The organism is Micromonospora sp. B9E7 (assembly GCF_039871815.1).
Classification (GTDB): Bacteria; Actinomycetota; Actinomycetes; order Mycobacteriales; family Micromonosporaceae; genus Micromonospora.
Genome location: NZ_JBDPLX010000002.1, coordinates 497272 through 516648, shown reverse-complemented (window position 1 = coordinate 516648; position 19377 = coordinate 497272). Strand labels below are relative to the sequence as shown.

Sequence of the window (19377 nt, the reverse complement as noted above, 5' to 3'; positions counted from 1 at the left end):
GGTAGCCAGAACTGGAGAACGTCCATGCTCGAGAACGAGCCCGAGGGCGGCGAACGGACCGGTTCACAGCCGGCCGGCGAGACCGCTGATGACAGCACCACGGCCGTTGGTTCGGCTCCGGTCGGACCGGAGGACGCGGGCGGCGCGGAGATCGCCGAGCCCGCCGCGCCCGTGCGGCGTACCCGGGCGACCCGCCGCCGGGCCGCCCCGCTCAACCAGCCGGAGCAGACCGACGCGCCGATCGAGGCGACCACCGGCGGGACCGGCAGCGTGGAGTCCCCGCAGGCGGAGGTCTTCGCCCCGGTCTCCGGCGACCTGGACGTCGCCCCGAAGACCCCCCGGCGTCGCCGCAAGGCCACTCCCGTCGAGACCACCGCCGAGGAGCCGCTCGTCGCCGCCTCGGCGGAGACCGCGTCGGCCGAGGTGGTTCCGCCGGTCAAGGTGACCCGGACCCGACGCAAGAAGGCCACCCCGGCTGCCGTCGAGGAGCCGCCCGCGATCGAGGAGCCGCCCGCGATCGAGGAGCCGGCCGAGTCCGACCTGCGCGAGGCCGAGGCCGAGCTGGACGACACGGAGACCCTTCCGAGTGCGACCGCCGCCGAGCTGGCCTGGACCAGCGGCGCGCAGGACCGCTCGGGCGAGGTGCCGCCAGGTGTGGCGGTTCCCGGTGTGACCGACGAGCCGAACGAGTCAGCCGAGGTCGAGCCGGAGCAGCCGCGTACGCGTCGTCGGAGGGCCGCTCTCTCCGCGCCCACCGTGCTGTTCATGGCGCCCCAGCCGGACGCCGTGCCGGTGACCCGGCCGGTGGAGTCCGCCCCGGTTGCCGAGGAGCCGGCCGTCGAGGAGGCCGCCGAGCCGTCCCGCCGCCGCCGGCGTGGCCGCCGCGACGTCGAGCCGGTTGAGCCGGTCGAGGCCGTCGAGGCCGAGGAGGAGCCCGTCGAGGAGGCCGAGGAGGCCACCGAGGCGGACGAGGACGACGAGGACAGCGCCGCCGCGCGCCGACGCCGCCGGCGTGGTCGCCGCGGGCGTGGCCGGGGCAAGGGCGGGGCCGACGACGCCGAGGACGAGGAGTCCGAGGAGGCGGCGCAGGCCGACGAGGAAGAGACCGCCGAGGCCGAGGCCGAGGGGGACGAGGACGAGGAGGCCGAGGGTGGGGATGGTCTGACCCGTCGTCGCCGTCGTCGTCGTCGTCGGGGTGCGGGCGACACGGAGGGTGCCGCGGACGACGGTGTCCCGACCGTGGTGAAGATCCGCGAGCCGCGCCGAACGGTCGACGAGGTGCAGGGGGTCTCCGGCTCGACCCGCCTGGAGGCCAAGCGTCAGCGCCGCCGGGACGGCCGGGAGCAGCGGCGTACCCGGCCGCCGATCCTGAGCGAGTCGGAGTTCCTGGCACGCCGGGAGGCTGTCGACCGGGTGATGGCGGTCCGTCAGCGTGGTGACCGCACCCAGATCGCGGTCCTGGAGGACGGCGTCCTGGTCGAGCACTACGTCACCCGCAACTCCTCCGGCACGATGGCCGGCAACGTGTACCTGGGCAAGGTGCAGAACGTGCTGCCGAGCATGGAGGCGGCGTTCGTCGACGTCGGCCGGGGCCGCAACGCGGTGCTGTACGCCGGCGAGGTCAACTGGGACACGTCCGGTCTGGAAGGACGGGCCCGCTCGATCGAGCAGGCGCTGCGCTCCGGCGACTCGGTGCTGGTCCAGGTCACCAAGGACCCGATCGGGCACAAGGGTGCCCGGTTGACCAGCCACATCGCGCTCTCCGGCCGGCACCTGGTCTACGTGCCTAACGGCAACGCGTCGGGGATCAGCCGCAAGCTGCCGGACAACGAGCGCAAGCGGCTGCGGGACGTGCTCAAGAAGCTGGTTCCGGACGGCGCGGGCGTGATCGTCCGTACGGCCGCCGAGGGCGCCACCGAGGACGAGCTGGCCCGTGACGTCAAGCGTCTGCAGTCGCAGTGGGAGGACATCCAGGCCAAGGCCGCCGAGGGTGGCGCTCCGGTGCTGCTCTACGGGGAGCCCGACCTGGTCATCCGGGTGGTCCGCGACCTGTTCAACGAGGACTTCCGCGAGCTGGTGATCGAGGGCGAGCAGTCGTACGAGATGGTCGAGTCGTACCTGTCGCACGTCTCCCCGGACCTGGTGGACCGGGTACGTCGGCACGTCGGCACGAGCGACGTCTTCGCCGAGTACCGGATCGACGAGCAGATCATCAAGGGCCTGGACCGCAAGGTCTTCCTGCCCTCCGGTGGCTCGCTGGTGATCGACCGCACCGAGGCGATGACTGTCGTCGACGTCAACACCGGTAAGTACACCGGCTCCGGGGGCAACCTGGAGGAGACCGTCACCCGTAACAACCTGGAGGCGGCGGAGGAGATCGTCCGCCAGCTCCGGCTCCGCGACATCGGCGGCATCGTGGTGATCGACTTCATCGACATGGTGTTGGAGTCGAACCGGGAGCTGGTGCTGCGCCGACTCACCGAGTGCCTCGGCCGGGACCGCACCAAGCACCAGGTCACCGAGATCACCTCGCTCGGTCTGGTGCAGATGACCCGTAAGCGGATCGGCGCGGGCCTGCTGGAGGCGTTCAGCGAGACCTGCGAGTGCTGCAAGGGCCGAGGCGTCATCATCCACACCGAGCCGGTGCCGGAGAAGCCGCGCGCCGCCGGTGCGGGGGAGAAGGTCAAGGCGGTCGCCTCGTCGGCGCCCGTCGCTCCGGCCGCCGAGCAGGGGGCGACCTCGTCCCGCCGCCGGGCGCGCAAGAACGCCCCAACCGAGCGGACGGTCGTCGAGGTCGTCGACACCGACACCGACACCAGCGCCGAAGCGGACGCCGACTACCAGGACACCATGGGCTACGACCTGTCCCGGTACGAGTCGGACACCGCCGCCGCTCCGGCGGTCTCCGACGCCCAGCAGGGTGAGTCGGCCCGGTTGGCCGCGGCGGACGACCCGGACGCGCTCGCTGACGGTGACGGCGACGAGGACACCACCGAGGGCGGTGGCGGTCGGCGTCGTTCGCGCCGAGGTGGCACCCGTCGCCGGACGCGCCCGTGACCGCCTGACCTGCCAAGTGTTTGACGAGGTCCCTTCCCCGGCAAAGTGACGGGGGAGGGACCTCGCCGTTCCGGCCGCCCCGGCCCAGGACCGGTCACCCCCGGGTCAGGAGAAGAAGATGCGTCGTCTGTTCGCCGTCACCGCGTTGGTCACCGTGCTCTCCGGCGCGCTCGGGTGCTCGGCCGACCGGCCTGGCACCGTTGGGCCGGATGTGACCAGGGTGGCTACCGAGGGCCCGGCTTCCGGGCCGGCCGGTGGTGGTGCGGCGGGCGACGCCACGCAGGTCTGCGCCGCCGCCCAGCGGGCCAGCACCACCGCCGTCCGGACGTACGTGGCGGAGTTGGGTCGGATGGTCGCGGCGGTGGGCGCTGGCGACAGCAGCGCGGGCGAGGTGGCCCGCGGGCGGGCCGAGGCGGCTCTGGACGGCTGGCGGACCGAGCTGCGGGAGCAGTCGGAGCGGGCCACCGACCCGCAGCTCAAGACGATGCTCACTGACCTCGGCACCGAGGTGGCCGCGCTCGGTGCCGACGTCGAGTCGATCGACGAGACCGAGCTGGACCGGCTCCAGCAGCGCCTCGATCAGCTCTGCGCACGCTGACCAGGGCGGGCCGGTTTGGGGTCCGGGCCGGCAATGGCGTACTCTTGCCTGCGGCGCACTTTTGGTGTGCCGAGTTCCCGTGTGCCCGCGCCGCCGTGCACTGCTACCCGGCGAGCCGCCGCGGGGACGACCGCCAGCAGCCTCAACGACAGGGAGTCCGCCTCCGATGTACGCGATCGTCAAGACCGGCGGCAAGCAGTACAAGGTCGCCGAGGGCGACGTGATCGAGGTCGAGAAGCTCACCGGTGCTCCCGGTGACGCGGTGAAGCTCACCGCGGTGCTCCTCGTCGACGGTGACGACCTGGTGACCGACGCGGCAAAGCTTGCCGAGGTCGCGGTGTCCGGCGAAATCGCCGCGCACACCAAGGGCCCGAAGATCCGGATCCACAAGTTCAAGAACAAGACTGGCTACCACAAGCGCCAGGGTCACCGTCAGCCGTTGACCCAGGTCAAGGTGACCGGCATCTCCAGCGGGAAGTAGGTCGTCCTCCAATGGCTCACAAAAAGGGTGCGTCCAGCTCGCGTAACGGTCGTGACTCCGCGGCCCAGCGACTCGGCGTGAAGCGCTTCGGTGGTCAGGTCGTCAGCGCCGGTGAGATCATCATCCGGCAGCGTGGCACCAAGTTCCACCCCGGTGACCTGGTCGGCCGTGGCGGCGACGACACGCTGTTCGCGCTGTCCGCCGGTGCGGTCCTGTTCGGCACCAAGCGCGGTCGCAAGACCGTCAGCATCGTTCCGCAGCAGTAGTTCTCGGGCTAAGCGGGCCGCGGACCTACGGGTCCCGGCCCGCTTAGCTTTTTTCGAAGTGCGGGGATGGACCTCGCTGGAAGGATTGACACCGTGGCAACGTTCGTTGACCGGGTCGTTCTGCATCTGCAGGCCGGCGATGGTGGGCACGGTTGTGTCTCGATCCACCGCGAGAAGTTCAAGCCCTTCGGTGGGCCGGACGGTGGCAACGGCGGGCATGGCGGCAGCGTCTCGCTGGTGGTCGACCCGCAGGTGACCACGCTGCTCGACTTCCACTTCCACCCGCACGTCAAGGCCGACAACGGCAAGGGTGGCGCCGGCTCGAACCGGGACGGCGGCAACGGCCAGAACCTGGTGCTGAAGGTGCCGAACGGCACCGTCGTGCAGACCACCGACGGCACCGTGCTCGCCGACATGGTCGGTGCCGGCACCACGTTCGAGGTGGCGCGTGGTGGGCGCGGCGGGCGGGGCAACGCCTCGCTGGCCAACGCCAAGCGCAAGGCTCCGGGCTTCGCCGAGCTCGGCGAGCCCGGCGACCAGTTGGACATCGTGCTGGAGCTCAAGAGCGTCGCCGACGTCGGGCTGGTGGGCTTCCCGTCGGCCGGCAAGTCGTCGCTGATTTCGGTGATCTCCGCGGCCAAGCCGAAGATCGCCGACTACCCGTTCACCACCCTCGTGCCCAACCTCGGCGTGGTTCGGCTGGACAACCACACCTTCACCGTCGCCGACGTGCCGGGTCTGATCCCCGGCGCGGCGACCGGCAAGGGGCTGGGTCTGGAGTTCCTCCGGCACATCGAGCGTTGCGCGGTGCTGGTGCACGTCATCGACTCGGCGACCCTGGAGCCCGGACGCGACCCGGTCGCCGACATCGACGCCATCGAGGCCGAGCTGAGCCAGTACGGCGGGCTGACCGAGCGCCCGCGGCTGGTGGCCGTGAACAAGGTCGACGTGCCGGACGGCCGGGACCTCGCCGAGATCGTGCGCCCGGACCTGGAGGAGCGCGGTTACCGGGTGTTCGAGGTCTCCGCCGCCACCCGGGAAGGGCTCAAGGAGCTGACCTACGCGATGGCCGAGCTGGTCGAGGCGGAGCGCAAGGCCGCGCCGCCCGCCGAGCCGACGCGGATCGTGATCCGCCCGATCGCCGTGGACGACGCCGGGTTCACCATCACCGCCGAGGCGGACGGCTCGTTCACCGTTCACGGTGTCCGGCCCGAGCGCTGGGTCAAGCAGACCAACTTCGACAACGACGAGGCGGTCGGCTACCTCGCCGACCGGCTGGCCCGGCTCGGGGTGGAGGACAAGCTGGCCAAGGCCGGCGCGCAGCCCGGTGACCTGGTCCGGATCGGCGAGCGCGAGTTCGACTGGCAGCCGACGCTCTTCGCCGGCGTGGAGTTCGTACCCGGTAACCGGGGCACCGACGTCCGCCTGGAGGAGACGTCGAACCGGGCCTCCGCGGCGGACCGGCTCGCCGCTCGGAAGGCCCGTCGGGTGCGGTCCGAGGACGAGGTGGGCGCGGACGCGTCCGACGACATCGACGAGGACGACGCCGAGTAGTTCGTTGCGCTCCGTGATCGGGTTGATTTCCGGCAACCTCCGCGAAATCCACCCGTCCTAGCGTGGGGTGATGCTGATCGAGTCCCGGCCTGCCACCGATCCGGAGATCGCCGCCCTCGTCGTCGCGCAGCAGCGTGAGCTGCGCGAGGCCGACGGCGGGTTGGACGGGCAGGTCTTCGTACCGCACGACGACGTCCGCTACCTGGCGGTGGTGGTCAACGGTCGGGCGGTCGCCTGCGGAGGGCTCCAGGCGCTCGACGCCGAGACCGGCGAGGTCAAGCGGATGTACGTCCGTCCCGCGTACCGGGGGCGGGGCATCGCCCGCCAACTGCTGGCCGCGCTCGAGGAGTGCGCGTTCCGGCAGGGGCATTCACTGGTCTGTCTGGAGACCGGCACCTACCTGCCGGCCGCGATCGGGTTGTACACCTCCTGTGGCTACGACCCGATCCCGGTGTACGGAGAGTACGTGGGCAACCCGTACAGCGTCTGTTTCGCCAAGCGGCTGCCGGTCGCGGCCTGACGAGCGCCTCCTTCGCCGCTCACGCGCCGGTGCTGGCGTGCGCCACGGTCACCGGCTTCGACTCCGGTGAGCCGTGCTGGCGCAGTACGACGCTCAACAGGATGAGCGCGCCGACGGCGAGGAACTCGCTCTGCCAGTTCTGCATGGACTGGAACCAGAAGTCGCTGGTGCCCAGGAACTCCCACACCCCGATCGGCGGCGCGCCGCTCTGTAGTGCCTGCTCCTGGTTGTACGCGGCGGTGCCGCCGAGCAGGTGCCCGACGAACGAGCCGGCGAAGATCAGCAGCAGGGCGAGGGAGAGGCTGTTGCGGTAGACCACCAGCGGCAGGCCACCGACGCGTACCGGCCACGGTGACTGCGGGGTGGCTCGGCACTCGTCGTCCTCCGGCCGGTCGGTCTGGTCCACCGGCTTCGACTCGGCCGAACCCCGCTGCACCAGGTACGCGGTGAGCAGCACGTACCCGCCCATCTGGAGGAACTCCGACTCCCAGTTCTCGAAGACGGCTTCGACGAAGTGCCCGCTGGTCAGGTACGCCGACCAGGTCAGCGGTGCGGCTCCGAACTCGGTCAGCTCCTCGTTGTGGGTCTGCCAGCCGAAGACGCTCTGCAGCACGAGGAAGACCAGGAACGCACCCAGCATGGCGACGGCCAGCGCGTTGTCGCGGAGCCAACGAGGCATGTCGCACCTCCTTCGCTGGTCCATTACCCCCGCCAGCGCGACCGCGAAACCCGTAGCGCCAGGTCAGCGGCGGTCGGCGGGACTGTCCAGGCGTCCGCCGGTGCCGGCCTGGTTCGACAGCAGCAGCCCGAGCGCGAGCATCCCGAAGCCGAGCGCGAGGTGCAGCCAGTTGTCGGCGTCGTTGACCGGCAGGATGTTCGCCCCGCCCTCCGGGTTGATCGCCTCGATCACCAGCCCGTAGAGCCAGAGTGCCAGGTAGATCGCACCGCCGGCGGCCAGGAACACGCGGGCGCCGGCGACGCTGCGGGCCATCGCCAGGCCTGCCAGCCCGAAGATCAGGTGCACCGCGTTGTGCAGGATCGACACCTGGAACAGCCCGAGCAGCCGCGCGTCCGAGTGGTGTCCGCCGAATCTCAGCTCGCCGTAGTCGGTGGTGATGCCGGGGATGAAGCCGAGGACGCCGATCAGCAGGAAGACGCCGGCGACGGCCAGCGCGGCCAACTGGACCCGGGGTCGGGGAGCGGCCGGTCGGCCACCTCGCGCGCCTCGTGCCATCGCTGCCCCCTCCGTGGATCTGCCAGCCCTCGCGAACCTCACTGTCCGCAGCGGCGTGGTGACGCAGCCCGACGATCCTCCATTTTGAAGTCGATCCGACCAGCCGCGCAGAGGAATGCACGAAGAGGTATGGAAGCCAGAACGCAGGGTAGGTGAATGGTCAGCGGTCGTGGCGACGCGACGGCATCCCCCCAGCACAACCGCGACGACTTTCCGAGCGGAAGGGACATCATGTCTTACGATCTTTCACCTACGTCTTCCACGTACGGGCAGGAGTCGGCCAACGGCGGTGGCGTCCGCGACCAGGCGCGCCAGGTTGGTTCGGAGGCCGCGCACGCTGGCGGCGCGGTCGCCCAGACCGCCAGGGAGCAGGGCACCGAGGTCGGCCGTGAGGCGGCCCGACAGGCCCGCAACCTGTACGGCGAGGCCCGCACCCAGCTCGCCAGCCAGACCGGTGAGCAGCAGCGCAAGGCCGCCGGTGGACTGCGTTCGCTGGCGGACGAGATGCGCTCGATGGCCGAGCAGGGTGGCCAGGCCGGCCCGGTGACCGAGCTGGCCCGCCAGGCCGCCGACCGGGTGCACGGTGTGGCCGGCTGGCTGGAGGAGCGCGAGCCCGGTGACCTGATCACCGAGGTCCGCGACTACGCGCGGCGCAACCCGGGCACCTTCCTGGTCGGCGCGGCGGTTCTCGGCGTGCTCGCCGGCCGGCTGACCCGCAGCATCTCCGCCGTTGGCGACGACTCCGGTAACGGATCCTCGACCTACCGGGGTGCCGGGGCGTACGACCCGGAGCAGACCGCCGTGATCCCGACGCCGACGCCGACGCCCCGCACGCCGGACGCTGTCCCGCCGAGCGGCTACGCCGCCCCGACGCCGAGCGGCTACGTGGCCCCGACGTCCGGTGGCTACGCCGACCCGACGCCGGGCAGCTACGCCGAGCCCACCCGGGGCGACTACCCGCAGCACTCCGGCACGGGTCAGCCGCTACCGCCGGTGACCCAGACCGATCCGCTGCCGGGCGTGCCGTCCAGCGGCAGCCCCCGCCCGTGAGCCGCCGAGTCATCCGAAGGGAGGCGACGGCATGACCATGCCGACGCAGGGGCCCGGACCGGGCGCCGGCTACCACCCCGACGCGGGTGCCCCGCACACCGCCGACGAGGTGAAGAGCAGTTCTTTGGGCGACCTGATGCGTCAGGTGACCACCGACCTGTCGACGCTGATGCGTCAGGAGGTCGAGTTGGCCAAGGCCGAGATCCGCCAGGAGGGCAAGAAGGCCGGCAAGGCGGCCGGGCTCTTCGGCGGGGCCGGCTTCGGCGGCTACATGGTGGCGCTCTTCGTGTCCATCGCCGTGTGGCAGTTTCTCGACAACGTCATGGACTCCGGCCTGGCCGCGCTGATCGTGGCCGTGATCTGGGCCGCGGTCGCCGCCGCCCTCTACTCCATGGCGAAGAAGAACGCCCAGCACGTACGCGGGCTCAAGCAGACCAACGACAGCGTGCAGCGGATCCCCGACGCGCTCAAGCCGCACCCGGAGGGAGTCACCCGATGAGCACCGATCCCGATCAGATCCGCCGGGAGATCGAAGCCACCCGCAACAGCCTCAGCTCCGATGTGGATGCGTTGGCGTACAAGGTCAGCCCCAGCCGCGTCGTCGACGACCGTAAGCAGCGGGCCCGTTCCGCTCTGCAGAATGTGAGGGACAAGGTCATGGGAACCGCGTCTGACCTCGGCCACGGCACCGGCCATGCCGCCCACTCGGTGGGCGACCGCGCCTCGTCGGCGGCCTCCGGCGTCAGCGACGCCGCGCAGTCGGCCGCAGCCACGGTCAACGACGCCGCCCACAGCGCTCCGCGGGTGATCCGGCAGAAGTCCCAGGGCAACCCTCTCGCCGCCGGTCTGATCGCGTTCGGCGTCGGCTGGCTGGCCTCGTCGCTGATCCCGGCCTCCCGCCGTGAGCAGCAGGCCGCGACCCAGCTCAAGGAGCGGGTCGGCGAGCACGGCGGCGCGGTGACGGAGAAGCTGGGCGCGGTGGCGAGCGAGCTCAAGGAGGAGCTGCGCGGGCCGGCCCAGCAGGCCGCCGAGTCGGTGAAGTCCACCGCTCAGGACGCCGTGCACGCGGTCAAGGACGACACGAGGTCCGCCGCACACGACGTCAGGGACCAGGCTCAGCAGTCCCGGCACCAGGTCAACTCCTGATTCCACCGCCATCCCGACAGCTCGCGGCCACCCCGGTGACCGCGAGCTGTCGCGTCGTGGGGTGCGGTCAGTGGTGGCGGCGTCGCAGGGCACGGGTCGGGTGGGCGGCCCGGCGGATCCGGCTGTCGCCGTACCGGACGCCGCCGAGCAGGAAGCGCTGGGCGACCGCGAGCCAACCGCACACCCCGCGCTCCAGCAGCCAGACCGGCGCCGCCAGCGCCGTCGTCGGAGGAAAGACCACGGCGCCGCCCGCTCGGCGGCGACCCACCTCGGCGAGGGCGACGGTGCCGGCGGCCGCGCCGAGTACCAGCGTGGGTCGTCGGGCCGCGACCGCCGCCGCCAGTGCCGGCAGGACCGCGAGCGCGGTCAGCAGGCGCGCCGGCTGGGCCAGATCGTCGTACGCCTGACGGACCCGTTGGCTTCGGAAGTGCGCGGCGTCCGGAGGCAGCCGGCGTACGTACAGCCAGGCCGGCGCGGCCTCGGAGCGGTCGTACGCGCGCATGGTGCGGATCAGTTCCAGGTTCTCGAAGAGCACGTCCGGGTCGTACCCGCCGACGGCGAGGAAGGCGCTGCGACGCACGGCGAGGGTCCCCGGGTAGTCCGCGCCGAGCGCCCGGTTGAGCAGCGTCCGGCCGGTGTCCCACCAGGCGTGCCAGGGCAGTGGGTCGAAGTAGTTCTGCGGGCGGACCAGGTCTACCTGGTCGAGCAGTAGGTGCACGGCGGTCAGCCCGGCCTGGTCGTACCGGACGTCGTCGTCGGCGATCACCACGTGTTCGTGCTCTGCCGCGCGTACGCCGGTGCGTACGCCCACCACCTTCCCGTTGAGGCCGGGACCGATGGCGTTGGGTGGGAGGTGCCGCACCAGCCCCGCCCAGGCGCCGGCGTGCCGAGCGAAGAGGTCCGGTGCCGAGCCGTCGACCACGAGCACGTCGACGCGGTCGGCCAGCCAGCGCAGGTAGTCGGTCAACTCGACCAGACCGCTGTCGGAGTGCCAGCGCAGCGGCAGCACGTACGTCATCGGCAGGCGGACCGGCCGATCCGGTGCCCGTCGTACCCCTGCACGCCGTGGTCGACCGCGCACGAGCATCGTCCGATCAGTCGGTGCGGCGGATGTTGGTGAGGGTCAGGCCGAGGGGCGGCAGCGCCGGCATCCGATGTAGGTCCAGGGTCAGGTCCTGGACCGGCACGTCGTAGCGCATGGCGGTGGTCAGGTTGGCGACCGCCCGTTTCATCAGGTCGATGGTGATCCACTCACCCGCGCACCGGTGCCCGGCCCAGTGGTCACCGCCGCCCTGCGGGATCAGCTCGAACGGGTCCACGCGTCGACCGGCGAACCGTTCCGGACGGAACAGCTCCGGTTCCGGCCAGAGCGTCGGGTGGTGGTTCGTGCCGTACAGGTCGAGCAGCACCCGTCGGCCACGGGGGAAGTGGTGGCCCTGCCAGTCGAAGGAGCGCCGGACCCGGGCCGCCGCGATCGGGAAGAACGGGTAGTAGCGGCGTACCTCCTGGACGAAGTGCTCGGTGGCCTCGTCGTTGTCGCGGACCCGGTCCCGCCAGCCCGGGTGGTCGTGCAGGGCGAGCGCGGCGAAGGTGATGTACTGGTCGACGGCGACGACCGGGCGCAGCACGTTCAGCAGTTCCACCGCCGCGATCCGACGGGGGAGCAGGTTGCCCCGCCCGTCCCGGTGTTCGGCGATCACGGCCAGGGCGCTGCCGGCCGGCGCCGGCGCGAGACCGACCCGGGTCCGTTCGACCAGGTCGGCGAACCGGCGTTCGGCGCGACGACGGGCGAGGCGTCCCCGCCAGTGCCGGGGGCCGACCACCGCCGGAGCCTCGATCATGGCGTGCAGCTCGACGGCGCGGTCCTCGACCTGCGACGCGGGCAGCGGCACCCCGGCCCAGGCGTGCACCACCCGGGTCAGCAGCCGGCCCAGCTCGTCGTAGAGCGACACCGGCCCGGCGGCCTCCCAGGCCGGGATCCGAGCGCGCCACTCGTCGTCGAAGAGCTGGCCGAGCTGCCGAATGGCGGCCGGCGTCATGATCGACATGAACATGGCCTTGCGGTCGGTGTGCTCCGGCCCGTCGAGGCCCTGCACACCACCCCGACCGGTGAGGGTGCGCTGCACCCGCAGCGGCATGGCGGTGGCGCGTTGGAAGCGTTCGGTGTCGTAGAACAACTCCGTCGCCGGGCGGCCGCGGAGGCAGATGGTCGGGGCGAGCAGGATCCGGGTCCGGAAGACGTCGCTGTCGTACCGCTCGCAGCGTTCGCCGATGAACCGGTAGCCGGCGCGGAGCAGCGCGAGGGTGCTGTCCGGGCTCCGGTCGGCCGGCATGCTCGCCATCGGGTCTCCTCACGCACGGATGCGGCCGGTCGCCGCCGGCTGCGTGTACCCCGGTCGCCGCCGCTGAATCCCCGCGCCGACGGCATGCCGGCTGGCCCCTCCCAGGGGCAGCGGAACCTGGTTTGCTGCTGGTGGGGCAACCATGGGGGAGGGGCGGATGCGCGACAACACATCACCGCACTGGCGGCAGCGACGGGCGCTCGGGGCGCTGGGCGGGAGCCGTGACGGGCGGTCACTGATCGGGCCGCCCCGGCGGCCCACCCGGCCGCGCCGGTTCTTCACCGTGCACCTGGGTTTCACCGCGCCCGACGCGGTCGAGGCCCGTGAGCTGGCCGTGGCGTACGCGGAGGCGCTGAGCCTGCTCCGCCCGGAGGTGGCGCTCGGTGCGGCGGCCCTGTCGCCGGCGGACGCCTGGCAGCGGGCCGAGCGGCTGTTCTGCGGTGCGGTCGGCCCGGACGGCGAGCGTTGCGTCGACGTCGCCGATCACCCTGGTTTCCACCACGCCGCGGGCCCGGGCGGCCTCGGCTGGGGCGACGGCGACGGTCCAGGCCGGGCCGATGGTTGACCACCAGCCCGGGGCGGTCGCTCCGGCCGCGGAGGGCTTCGTGCCGGCACCCCGACTGCGGGCACCGGCACGGCAGCCGCACACCGACCGGCGCGATCAGTCCAGGTCGAACTCGCCGTCCTGCGCACCGGCCACGAACGCGTCCCACTCGGCCTGGGTGAAGACCAGCACCGGCCCTTCCGGCTCGGCCGAGTTGCGCATCCCGATCAGATCGTCGACGAAGGCGACCTCCACGGCGCTGTCGGAGGTGTCCCCCTCGGCCCGCTGCCAGACCGCCCGAGAGAGGTCGAAGTCGCCCTTGGGGTGCTGCGCCATGGTTCTTTCCTCCAGTGCCGAGGGTCGTGTGGTGACCGGGTGCCGATCCCCATCGGGCAGGATAAGCGGATGCCGAGCCTGACCCGTGTAGAGGCGACCGCGCGTGGCGCGGCGATTACTGTCGAGTCCTATCAGGTGGACCTCGACCTGACCGGTGGCGCGGAGCTGTTCCGTTCCCGGGTCGAGATCCGGTTCCGGGCGACCGCCGGCACCGCGACCTTCGCCGAGGTCAAGCCCGCCACACTGCTGGGTGTACGCCTCAACGACCGTGACCTCGACCCCGGCCTGCTCACCGACAACCGGCTGCCGCTCGACGGCCTCGGTGCGGAGAACACGCTTGTCGTCGAGGCGGAGATGGCGTATTCCAAGACGGGGGAGGGGATGCACCGCTTCGTCGACCCGGCCGACGGCGAGACCTACCTCTACGCCGAGTCCTTCCTCGACAACGTGCAGCGCATCTTCGCCGCGTTCGACCAACCCGACCTCAAGGCCCCGTTCACCCTCTCGGTGACCGCTCCGCCGGAGTGGGTCGTCGCCGGCAACGCCGAGGTGGCCGCCAACCCGGCACCCGGTCGGTGGGAGTTCGCCCCGAGTGCGCCGCTGGCGACGTACTTCTTCTCGCTGATCGCCGGGCCGTACCACGTCCGGCGGGCCGAGCACGACGGTGTGCCGCTGGGCATCTACTGCCGCCGGTCGCTGGCCGAGCACCTGGACGCCGACGCCGAGGAGATCTTCACCGTCACCCGGCAGTCCCTGGACCGGTTCCACCAGCTCTTCACCGAGCGCTACCCGTTCGGCAAGTACGACCAGGCGTTCGTGCCCGAGTTCAACGCCGGCGCGATGGAGAACCCGGGCATCGTCACCTTCCGCGACGACTACATCTTCCGCTCGGCGGTCACCGACACGCAGCGCGAGCAGCGGGCCAGCACCATCGCCCACGAGATGGCCCACATGTGGTTCGGTGACCTGGTCACCATGCGCTGGTGGGACGACCTGTGGCTGAACGAGTCCTTCGCCGAGTACCTGGGCACCCGGGTCACCGCCGAGGCGACGCGCTTCGACCAGTCGTGGACGACCTTCGCCATGCGCCGCAAGGCCTGGGGTTACGCCGCCGACCAGCGACCCTCCACCCACCCGATCGCCCCGCAGGAGGTCACCGACACCGACGAGGGCCTGCTCAACTTCGACGGCATCTCGTACGCCAAGGGGGCCAGCGTGCTGCGGCAGCTGGTCGCGTGGCTCGGCGACGAGGCGTTCCTCGCCGGCCTGAACGCCCACTTCGCGGCGCACCGCTTCGGCAACGCCACCCTCGACGACCTGCTCACCAGCCTCTCCGCCAGCAGTGGGCGGGATCTCTCCGGTTGGGCCGAGCTGTGGTTGCGCCAGCCGCAGGTCAACACGTTGCGCGCCGAGGTCGCCGTCGACGCCGACGGCCGCTACACCGAGGTGGCCGTGGTGCAGACCGCACCCGAGTCGCACCCGGTGCTGCGCCCCCACCGGATCGGCGTGGGCCGCTACGCGGCGGACGGCACCGTCCAGCGCGACGAGGTGGACATCGACCCGGCCGTCGACGGTGGTCGGACCGTGCTGGGTCAGCTGAGGGGCCTGCCGGCGGCCCGGCTGCTGCTCCTCAACGACGGTGACCTCACCTTCGCCAAGGTGCGTCTCGACCCGGCGTCGGCCGAGGCCGTCCCGCTGGTGCTGCCCGGTCTGACCGACCCGCTGGCCAGGGCGGTGCTGTGGGGCGAGGCGCTGGACGCGGCGACCGACGGGGAGCGGCCGGTGACCGGCCTGGTCGACCTGATGGTCGCCGCGCTGCCCACCGAGACCGAGGTGATCATCGCGGAGGACGTGCTGACGCTCAGCCGGTCGCTCGTCGACCGCTACCTCGACCCGTTGACCCGGTCGACCGCGCTGGCCCGGCTCGCCGGGGCGTGTCAGCGCCTGCTCGACGGCGCTCCGGCCGGAGAGTCGTTGCAACTCGCCGCCGCACGGGGTTGGATCGCCGCGACCACCGACGCCGACCTGCTCGTCGGCTGGCTCGCCGGCCGGGACGTGCCGGCCGGCCTCAAGGTCGACGCGGAGCTGCGCTGGGCGGTGCTGCGCCGACTGGTGGTGCTGGGTGCCGCCGGCGAGGCGGAGATCGCCATCGAGGCAGCCGCCGACGTCAGCTCCACGGGCGCGGAACGGGCCGCCCGTTGCCGGGCCGCCCTGCCCGACCCGGCAGCGAAGCAGGCCGCTTGGGAGATCATCGTGGGCGACACCGATCTGTCCGGTCGGCTGTTGGAGGCGACCGCCGAGGGCTTCTGGCAACCCGAGCAGGCCGAGCTGACCGCTGCGTACGTCGATCGATACTTCGCGGAGATGCCGGCCGCCGCGAGTCGGCGTACCCCCTGGACGGCCGACCGGGTGGCGGCCCTGGCGTTCCCCCGCTACGCGGTGGCGCAGCCGACCCGGGAGGCGGCCACGGCGCTGCTGGCCCGCGACGACCTGGCTCCCGGGCTGCGCCGGGTGGTGACCGACGCCGACGACGACCTGCGCCGTGCGCTGGTCGCGCGAACGGCGGTGGCCGCCGCGGCGGCGTGAGGCAGGTCGGCAGCGTGAGGCTGGTCGGGCGCGGGATGGCCGGGGCGCCACCCGGTGTCTGCTCGCCGTGACCGACTCGGCATCCCATGATCGACTCGGTCTTCAGGAAGACGCGGTGTCCGGGCCGGTTCGATGCCCCGAGTTCCAGAAAACCGAGTCGATCACCGCCGGGGCGCCGCCCCTCGCGGGCATGACCCGACGGGCCGGAATGGGCCGCCGACCCGGTCGGCCTACGATCACGGGGTGGAGGAAGATATCCGGCGGATCGGGATCATGGGTGGCACCTTCGACCCGATCCACCACGGGCACCTCGTCGCGGCCAGCGAGGTGGCCGACCGCTTCGGCCTGGACGAGGTGGTCTTCGTCCCCACCGGGCAGCCGTGGCAGAAGGCCGACGAGCCGGTCAGCCCCGCCGAGGACCGGTACCTGATGACTGTCATCGCCACCGCCTCCAACCCCCGCTTCCAGGTCAGCCGGGTCGACATCGACCGCAGTGGGCCGACCTACACGGTCGACACCCTGCGCGACCTGCAGGCCGAGTACGGCCCCAAGGTGCAGCTGTTCTTCATCACCGGAGCGGACGCTCTGCAACGCATCCTGTCCTGGAAGGACCTGGACGAGATCTTCGAGTTGGCCCACTTCGTGGGCGTGACCCGGCCCGGTTTCCCGCTGACCGACAAGCACCTCCCGGCGGACACCGTCAGCCTGATCCAGGTGCCGGCGATGTCCATCTCGTCGACCGACTGCCGTGCCCGGGTCGCCCGGGGTGAACCGGTCTGGTACCTGGTGCCCGACGGTGTGGTGCAGTACATCGCCAAGCGGAGCCTCTATCAGCGCTGAACCCGCCCGGTATGCCCCTGTTTATGCGTCAAACCGACCAGAACTGCCCGGTCGGGGCATCGCCGGGTGTGAGACGCTTGGAGGATCGCACGCTTGATCGAAGGAGAACGGTGACAGTTTCCGAACGCGCTCACGAGCTGGCTATCGCGGCCGCCCAGGCCGCAGCCGACAAGAAGGCGCAGGACATCACGATCATCGACGTCGGCGACCAGCTCGCCATCACCGACGCGTTCGTGCTCGCCGCCGCCCCCAACGAGCGTCAGGTGCTGGCCATCGTCGACGCCATCGAGGAGAGCCTGCTGGAGCTGCCGGAGAAGGCGAAGCCGGTGCGGCGCGAGGGCGAGCGTGGTGGCCGCTGGGTGCTGCTCGACTACGTCGACATCGTGGTGCACGTCCAGCACACCGAGGAGCGCGAGTTCTACGCCCTCGACCGGCTCTGGAAGGACTGCCCCACCATCCCGTTCGTCGACCGCGACCTGGTCGAGGCTGACGCCAGCGGGTCCGCCGCCGCCGAATGACCAAGCTGATCGTCTGGCGGCACGGCAACACCGACTGGAACGCCGCCAACCGCGTCCAGGGGCAGACCGACGTACCCCTCAACGAGCTGGGCCGCGACCAGGCCCGCGCCGCCGCGCCGCTGCTCGCGGCGCTGCGGCCCGACGCCATCGTGGCCAGCGACCTGAGCCGCGCCGCGGAGACCGCCGCCGCGCTCGCCGCGCTCACCGGGCTTCCGGTGCGCTCCGACGCCCGGCTGCGCGAGCGGCACTTCGGCCAGTGGCAGGGCCTGCACCTCACCGAGGTCGCCGAGCGCTTCCCCGAGGAGCACGCCCGCTGGCGGGCCGGCGACCCCGCTCCCGGCGTCGACCTGGAACCGCTGCACGACCTCGGTGAGCGGGTTTCCGCCGCGCTGCTGGAGGCCGCCCAGGCGGCACCGGGCGGCACCGTGGTGGTCGCCACCCACGGCGGCGCCTCCCGGCAGGGCGTCGGTCACCTGCTCGGCTGGGATGCCGCCGTGCTGCGTGGCGTCGGTTCGCTGGCCAACTGCCACTGGACCGAGCTGCGCCACGACGACGTCCGGGGTTGGCAGTTGCGGGCGCACAACGTCGGCCTGATCACCGCCCCGGTCGCCGTCGACGCCGTCTGAGTCGCGGCTGAGCGTCATCGCGCTTCGTCGTTCGACGCCTCGATCGGCTAGCGTGCCGGGCATGCCCGTCGCGGTTGTCATCGACTCCACCGCCTACCTCTCGCCCGAGCTGGTGCAGGCGCGCCGGCTGACCGTCGTGCCGTTGACAGTCGTCCTGAACGGTGCGGAGGGGTTGGAGGGGGTGGAGACCCAGCCGGCCGACGCCACCCTGGCGTTGAGCGCCCGCCGGGTCACCGCGACCACCTCCCGGCCGGCACCCGAGCAGTTCGCCCGCACCTACCGCCGACTGTTCGACGACGGCGCCGACGGGATCGTCTCGGTGCACATCTCCGCCGCCCTGTCCGGCACGGTCGAGGCGGCCCGCCTGGCCGCCGCCGACTTCGACGGCCGCGTCGAGGTCGTGGACAGTCGCTCGACCGGGATGGGTCTCGGCTTCCCGGCCATCGCGGCCGCCACCGCCGCCGAGGCTGGCGTCGACCTCGCCGGTGTACGCGACGCGGCGCTCGCCGCCGTCGCCCGCACCACCGTCTGGTTCTACGTCGACACGCTGGAGTTCCTCCGCCGAGGCGGCCGGATCAACGCCGCCGAGGCGCTGCTCGGGACCGCCCTCTCCGTCAAGCCGATCATGCACATGCCAAACGGGGCGATCGTGCTGCGGGAGAAGGTCCGCACCGCCAGCCGGGGGGTGGCCCGGCTCGTGGACCTGGCCGTCGAGGCGGCCGGGGACGACGACGTCGATCTCGGGGTGCATCACCTGGCCGCGCCGCAGCGCGCCGAGGCGTTGCTCGTCGCGCTGACCGGGCGGTTCGGTGACCGGCTGCACGACACGTACGTCTCCGAGGCCGGCGCGGTCGTCGCCGCCCACGCCGGTCCGGGTCTGGCCTGCGTCGTCGTCCACCGCCGTCCGGCCGGCTGACCCGGCGGGGTCCGGTGTGGCGGCCGTGGCGGTGCAGAAGCTGTGCACGATCCACCTCGTCCCGCTGTGTTAGCCTCCGTGCGCGCCCCAGATGGGCCTACCCCCCGGAGGTTCTGGCTTCTTCAGCCACCACGCCGAGATCGACGCGATGCACGCGTCTCTCGTGCAGGATCCGGGGCGTCGGTGCCCTCGGGGTTTTGTCATCGGTGTGGCTGGGTGAGGGGTGTCAGCTTCCGGTCGGGTCTGCGGATCGACCGGGAAGAAGACGGTACGTATGACAGTCACGTTCAACCACACCATCGTCGCCAGCAAGGACAAGAACGCCTCGGCCGCCTTCTACCGGGAGCTGTTCGAGTTGCCGGAGGCACCGTCGTGGGGGCCGTTCGTCAACGTCCAACTGGACGAGGGCGTGCTGCTCCAGTTCGCCGAGCCGCCCGTGGACATCCAGATGCAGCACTACGCGTTCCTCGTCGACGACGAGTTGTTCGCGCGGTGCCTGAGGTTTGTCGAGGGGCGTGGCATCACGTACTGGGCCGACCCGCAGCTGGAACGGGAGGGGGAGACCAACACCGAGCACGGTGGGCGGGGCTTCTACTTCTTCGACCCGGCGGGACACGCGATCGAGATCATCACTCGGCCGTACCTGTAGCGGTCGATTCGACGGCGGCCCGGCCCGTGCAGCCATAGCAGACCGGGGCATGATCAGGGCGTTGTCCACAGTGGCGTTGCTTGTCCACAGGGCGATGGCGGCGCGTCCCGCTGC

General features: G+C 71.8%; 21 protein-coding genes. 16 read left to right on the top strand and 5 right to left on the bottom strand.

Features of this window, described 5'->3' with window-relative positions; translation table 11 throughout:
- The first annotated feature begins 24 nt into the window (after positions 1–24).
- The 6 genes from ABGB10_RS05105 to ABGB10_RS05080 all read left to right on the top strand — a co-directional run bounded on the left by ABGB10_RS05105 (position 25) and on the right by ABGB10_RS05080 (position 6476).
- Positions 25–3057 (top strand): Rne/Rng family ribonuclease, encoded by a 3033-nt coding sequence (locus ABGB10_RS05105; RefSeq protein ID WP_347659661.1) that lies wholly within the window; start codon positions 25–27, stop codon positions 3055–3057.
- Between the two features lie 118 nt (positions 3058–3175).
- Positions 3176–3655, top strand: coding sequence for a hypothetical protein (locus tag ABGB10_RS05100; RefSeq protein ID WP_347659660.1), 480 nt, complete (start codon positions 3176–3178; stop codon positions 3653–3655).
- A 166-nt stretch (positions 3656–3821) separates the two neighbouring features.
- Entirely contained in the window at positions 3822–4136 is a 315-nt protein-coding gene (gene rplU / locus ABGB10_RS05095) for a 50S ribosomal protein L21 (protein ID WP_007464063.1), read from the top strand.
- An 11-nt stretch (positions 4137–4147) separates the two neighbouring features.
- Complete coding sequence (gene rpmA, locus ABGB10_RS05090; protein WP_007464062.1) at positions 4148–4402, top strand: 50S ribosomal protein L27; 255 nt, start codon at positions 4148–4150, stop codon at positions 4400–4402.
- A 93-nt stretch (positions 4403–4495) separates the two neighbouring features.
- On the top strand, positions 4496–5956 hold the full coding sequence (gene obgE, locus ABGB10_RS05085; RefSeq protein WP_347659659.1) for a GTPase ObgE: 1461 nt from the start codon (positions 4496–4498) through the stop codon (positions 5954–5956).
- A gap of 70 nt (positions 5957–6026) precedes the next feature.
- Positions 6027–6476 carry a GNAT family N-acetyltransferase gene (locus ABGB10_RS05080; protein WP_347659658.1) on the top strand — a complete coding sequence of 150 codons (450 nt, stop codon included), beginning with the start codon at positions 6027–6029 and terminating at the stop codon, positions 6474–6476.
- 19 nt (positions 6477–6495) lie between these two features.
- Here ABGB10_RS05080 and ABGB10_RS05075 read toward each other — a convergent pair whose 3' ends face one another.
- The gene (locus ABGB10_RS05075; RefSeq protein ID WP_347659657.1) at positions 6496–7155 is read right to left on the bottom strand and encodes a DUF6766 family protein; all 660 of its coding nucleotides are present in this window, start codon (positions 7153–7155) and stop codon (positions 6496–6498) included.
- A gap of 63 nt (positions 7156–7218) precedes the next feature.
- A complete protein-coding gene (locus ABGB10_RS05070) occupies positions 7219–7710 on the bottom strand; it encodes a DUF4383 domain-containing protein (protein WP_347659656.1) in 492 nt (163 codons plus the stop codon).
- 231 nt (positions 7711–7941) lie between these two features.
- Here ABGB10_RS05070 and ABGB10_RS05065 point away from each other — a divergent pair, with 231 nt between their 5' ends.
- From ABGB10_RS05065 to ABGB10_RS05055, 3 genes are read left to right on the top strand one after another with little or no spacing between them, the layout of a single operon-like run.
- Positions 7942–8760 carry a hypothetical protein gene (locus ABGB10_RS05065; protein ID WP_347659655.1) on the top strand — a complete coding sequence of 273 codons (819 nt, stop codon included), beginning with the start codon at positions 7942–7944 and terminating at the stop codon, positions 8758–8760.
- Between the two features lie 31 nt (positions 8761–8791).
- Positions 8792–9259: a phage holin family protein gene (locus ABGB10_RS05060; protein WP_347659654.1), complete on the top strand. Its 468-nt coding sequence runs from the start codon at positions 8792–8794 to the stop codon at positions 9257–9259.
- Positions 9256–9906: a DUF3618 domain-containing protein gene (locus ABGB10_RS05055; RefSeq protein WP_347659653.1), complete on the top strand. Its 651-nt coding sequence runs from the start codon at positions 9256–9258 to the stop codon at positions 9904–9906. Before ABGB10_RS05060 ends, ABGB10_RS05055 begins: the two co-directional genes overlap by 4 nt.
- Before the next feature lie 67 nt (positions 9907–9973).
- Here ABGB10_RS05055 and ABGB10_RS05050 read toward each other — a convergent pair whose 3' ends face one another.
- Together ABGB10_RS05050 and ABGB10_RS05045 are read right to left on the bottom strand one after the other, a co-directional pair.
- Positions 9974–10924 (bottom strand): glycosyltransferase family 2 protein, encoded by a 951-nt coding sequence (locus ABGB10_RS05050; RefSeq protein WP_347659652.1) that lies wholly within the window; start codon positions 10922–10924, stop codon positions 9974–9976.
- A gap of 76 nt (positions 10925–11000) precedes the next feature.
- A complete protein-coding gene (locus ABGB10_RS05045; RefSeq protein ID WP_347659651.1) occupies positions 11001–12248 on the bottom strand; it encodes a cytochrome P450 in 1248 nt (415 codons plus the stop codon).
- Positions 12249–12405: 157 nt separating this feature from the next.
- Between ABGB10_RS05045 and ABGB10_RS05040 the strand changes: the two genes are divergently transcribed.
- Positions 12406–12813 (top strand): hypothetical protein, encoded by a 408-nt coding sequence (locus tag ABGB10_RS05040; RefSeq protein ID WP_347659650.1) that lies wholly within the window; start codon positions 12406–12408, stop codon positions 12811–12813.
- Positions 12814–12909: 96 nt separating this feature from the next.
- Here the strand turns inward: ABGB10_RS05040 and ABGB10_RS05035 are convergent, their stop codons facing one another.
- Positions 12910–13128, bottom strand: coding sequence for a DUF397 domain-containing protein (locus tag ABGB10_RS05035; RefSeq protein ID WP_030491749.1), 219 nt, complete (start codon positions 13126–13128; stop codon positions 12910–12912).
- 69 nt (positions 13129–13197) lie between these two features.
- On the opposite strand from ABGB10_RS05035, the gene pepN reads away from it, so the two are divergent.
- From pepN to ABGB10_RS05005, 6 genes are all read left to right on the top strand, one after another.
- Positions 13198–15714, top strand: a complete 2517-nt coding sequence (gene pepN, locus ABGB10_RS05030; protein ID WP_347659649.1) for an aminopeptidase N — start codon at positions 13198–13200, stop codon at positions 15712–15714.
- Between the two features lie 243 nt (positions 15715–15957).
- Positions 15958–16554 (top strand): nicotinate-nucleotide adenylyltransferase, encoded by a 597-nt coding sequence (nadD, locus tag ABGB10_RS05025; RefSeq protein WP_124817466.1) that lies wholly within the window; start codon positions 15958–15960, stop codon positions 16552–16554.
- A 110-nt stretch (positions 16555–16664) separates the two neighbouring features.
- On the top strand, positions 16665–17072 hold the full coding sequence (rsfS, locus tag ABGB10_RS05020) for a ribosome silencing factor (RefSeq protein WP_282257105.1): 408 nt from the start codon (positions 16665–16667) through the stop codon (positions 17070–17072).
- Complete coding sequence (locus ABGB10_RS05015) at positions 17069–17698, top strand: histidine phosphatase family protein (protein WP_347659648.1); 630 nt, start codon at positions 17069–17071, stop codon at positions 17696–17698. Before rsfS ends, ABGB10_RS05015 begins: the two co-directional genes overlap by 4 nt.
- A gap of 61 nt (positions 17699–17759) precedes the next feature.
- Positions 17760–18614, top strand: coding sequence for a DegV family protein (locus ABGB10_RS05010; protein WP_347659647.1), 855 nt, complete (start codon positions 17760–17762; stop codon positions 18612–18614).
- 274 nt (positions 18615–18888) lie between these two features.
- On the top strand, positions 18889–19263 hold the full coding sequence (locus tag ABGB10_RS05005; protein WP_347659646.1) for a VOC family protein: 375 nt from the start codon (positions 18889–18891) through the stop codon (positions 19261–19263).
- Positions 19264–19377: the final 114 nt, after the last annotated feature.